4 protein-coding genes and 1 pseudogene are annotated in these 2408 nt (G+C 69.1%); 4 read left to right on the forward strand and 1 reads right to left on the reverse strand.

Features of this window, described 5'->3' with window-relative positions; all coding sequences use genetic code 11:
* Positions 1–158 precede the first annotated feature (158 nt).
* From E1211_RS31665 to E1211_RS31675, 4 genes are read left to right on the forward strand one after another with little or no spacing between them, the layout of a single operon-like run.
* On the forward strand, positions 159–344 hold the full coding sequence (locus E1211_RS31665) for an AlpA family transcriptional regulator (RefSeq protein WP_132353852.1): 186 nt from the start codon (positions 159–161) through the stop codon (positions 342–344).
* A 1-nt stretch (position 345) separates the two neighbouring features.
* Complete coding sequence (locus E1211_RS32855) at positions 346–591, forward strand: transposase family protein (RefSeq protein WP_165947386.1); 246 nt, start codon at positions 346–348, stop codon at positions 589–591.
* Positions 591–1634, forward strand: a complete 1044-nt coding sequence (locus E1211_RS31670; RefSeq protein WP_165947387.1) for an integrase core domain-containing protein — start codon at positions 591–593, stop codon at positions 1632–1634. Before E1211_RS32855 ends, E1211_RS31670 begins: the two co-directional genes overlap by 1 nt.
* A gap of 37 nt (positions 1635–1671) precedes the next feature.
* The gene (locus tag E1211_RS31675; protein ID WP_207915595.1) at positions 1672–2199 is read left to right on the forward strand and encodes a hypothetical protein; all 528 of its coding nucleotides are present in this window, start codon (positions 1672–1674) and stop codon (positions 2197–2199) included.
* A gap of 104 nt (positions 2200–2303) precedes the next feature.
* Here the strand turns inward: E1211_RS31675 and E1211_RS31680 are convergent.
* Positions 2304–2408 (reverse strand): annotated as a pseudogene (locus tag E1211_RS31680) (IS5/IS1182 family transposase); the annotation flags it as partial.

Below are 2408 nucleotides of genomic sequence, written 5' to 3' on the forward strand. Positions count from 1 at the left end.
CGCCCGGACGACCCCGACATCCCACCCCTGCAACACCGGCTCCTACGCGCCCTGTCCCAACGCGCCCAGTGGAAAGCCGCCCTGCTCGCTGCCAGAGACAAGGCCGCGCAGGACTCGCTTCCGACCGTCCCAGCTACGCCGACCCCACAGGAGGACTGATGGCTGCACCGACGATTGAACGGCTCTGGACGGTTCAGGAGGTCTCGGCATTCCTGGGCGTCCCAGTGGGCACCCTTTATCAGTGGCGGTACCGGCGTACCGGCCCGCGGGCAGCCCGGGTTGGGCGCCACCTTCGGTATGACCCGGCCGACCTGCGGGCATGGCTCGACCAGCAGGCGGCCTGACGTGGCAGTTGATGATCTCTGGTACCTCAGCAAGCGCGGCCAGGACGGCAAGCGGCTCCCGTCCCGACGGCACGGACAGGGCAAGCGGTGGCGAGTCCGGTTCATCGCCCAGGTCGTGCACCGGGCGACCGGCCGGGCCGTCTGCCTGGCCTTCGCCGACGGGTTGCAGCGGTTCGGGGTGCCGGAAGTGGTGCTGACCGACAACGGCAAGCAGTTCACCGACCGGTTCGGCAAGGGTGGGAGGTGATGTTCGACCAGATCTGCCGGGAGAACGGCATCATCCACCGGCTCACCCAGCCCGCCTCACCGACAACGACCGGGAAGGTCGAACGGTTCCACCAGACCCTGCGCCGCGAACTCCTGGACGAGGTGCCCGTCTGGCCCGACCTCGAGACAGTCCAGGCCGCCGTGGACGCCTTCCGGCACGAATACAACACCGACCGGCCGCACCAGTCCCTGGACATGGCCTTCCCCGCCGACCGGTTCACCCCCTCTACGGCGGCCGAGCAGGTGGTGCCGGTGAAGCTGCCGGCTCGGCTCACCCAGGCGCGCGACCAAGCCGCCCTCGTCTCCCCGCCAGCTCCGCTTCCGGTGTCGGCCGCGCCTGCGGCCGTGGAGTTCGACCGGGTGGTGCCGCCGTCGGGGAACCTTCAGGTCGCGGGCAAGCAGTTCTGGCTCGGCCCTGCCGGCTCCGGCGTGACGGTCACGTTCTGGGCCGACACAGACGTCATCCACCTCCTCATCGCCGGCGTCCGCCTCAAATCGGTGCGCTCCCACCTGTCCGCCGCCGACCTCGCCGCCCTGCTGCGACAGGGAGGCCGCCCCGCCGGTGAGCCACCCTTGCCGCCGGCGCCACCGGGTGAGGCGGTTGAGGTCGACCGGACCATCAGCCGCGCCGGTCACGTCTCGCTGGGCCAGCACATCGTCCTGGCCGCCGAGATCCTCGGCGGGCAACGCGTCGGCATCCGCATCGACGGCAAGACACTCAGCTTCTTCGACCTCGACACCCGACAGTTGCTGCGCACCCGCCCCAACCCCCTCAGCCCGGCCGAGGTGGCCCGGCTGCGACCCGCCGGACCACCCCGCACCCCGCGGCCGGACCGGTGCAGGTCCAGCGGCGAGCCTCCAACAGCGGAGTCGTCATGGTCGTCGGGCAGAAAGTCGCCCTCGGCCGCGTCCACGCCGGCAAGACCGTCACCATCCACGTCACCGACGGTGAGCTGGCCATCGCCTACGACGACGGCACCCGCATCGTCCGACGCACCACCGACCAGCCCGTCCGCAACCTAAAAGCCAGCCGACCCCGCAAGAAGCATCGGGTCACGGCATGACGACGACCAAGGCTCGCCGCCGTGCGAGTGCTTCAATCTGCGGCGTGGAGGATAAGCAAACCTGGTTGCAGCAGCTACCCACCGAAGTCCGCGACCGCGCACGATCGTTGCTGGACGCGCTGGACCAACTCGGCTGCGACGACCCAGATGGATGGGCCCGTTCCGAGATCGAGGAGGACATCCCGCAGCTAGCCAGATACCGCTTCCTGCGCCCACTCTGGCCGCAGATGATCGACGACTGGCGCAACGGCATCACCAACATCCCCGCTGCCCGACGGGCCCTCGAAGCGGGAGCAGGCCAGCACGACCTCACGCAGCTAGCCCGAGCCGTGGCCTACGAAACGGTGTTCGCCATGCTCTGCCACCTCGCCGACGACGACCAACGCACCGACCAACTTCCGTCCTGGGCGCTGACCGAGATCAGCCCTGCCGGCGAGCCGACGCGACGGCGCCTCGACGGCCTCCACGAAGACCTCCTCACCGTCGACCCCTCCGGCCGCGAAGGCCAAGACCTCTGGAGCTGACAGCCACGACCCGCAAGGTCGCGCTATTCATCTAGGCCAAGTGACAAGCATGTGGTGGGACGGATCCGTCAAGCATGTGGTGGGACTAGGGCGTGTCCTGTCGATCATGGAAGCCAGATGATGGCGGCGATGAGGACGAGGCTGGCCTGGTAGAGGGATGCGCGTTTGGCGTAGCGGGTGGCCAGGTCCCGCCACTGTTTGAGCCGGTT

The sequence above is a fragment of the Micromonospora sp. 15K316 genome (assembly GCF_004348525.1).
In the GTDB taxonomy this organism is placed as follows: domain Bacteria; phylum Actinomycetota; class Actinomycetes; order Mycobacteriales; family Micromonosporaceae; genus Micromonospora.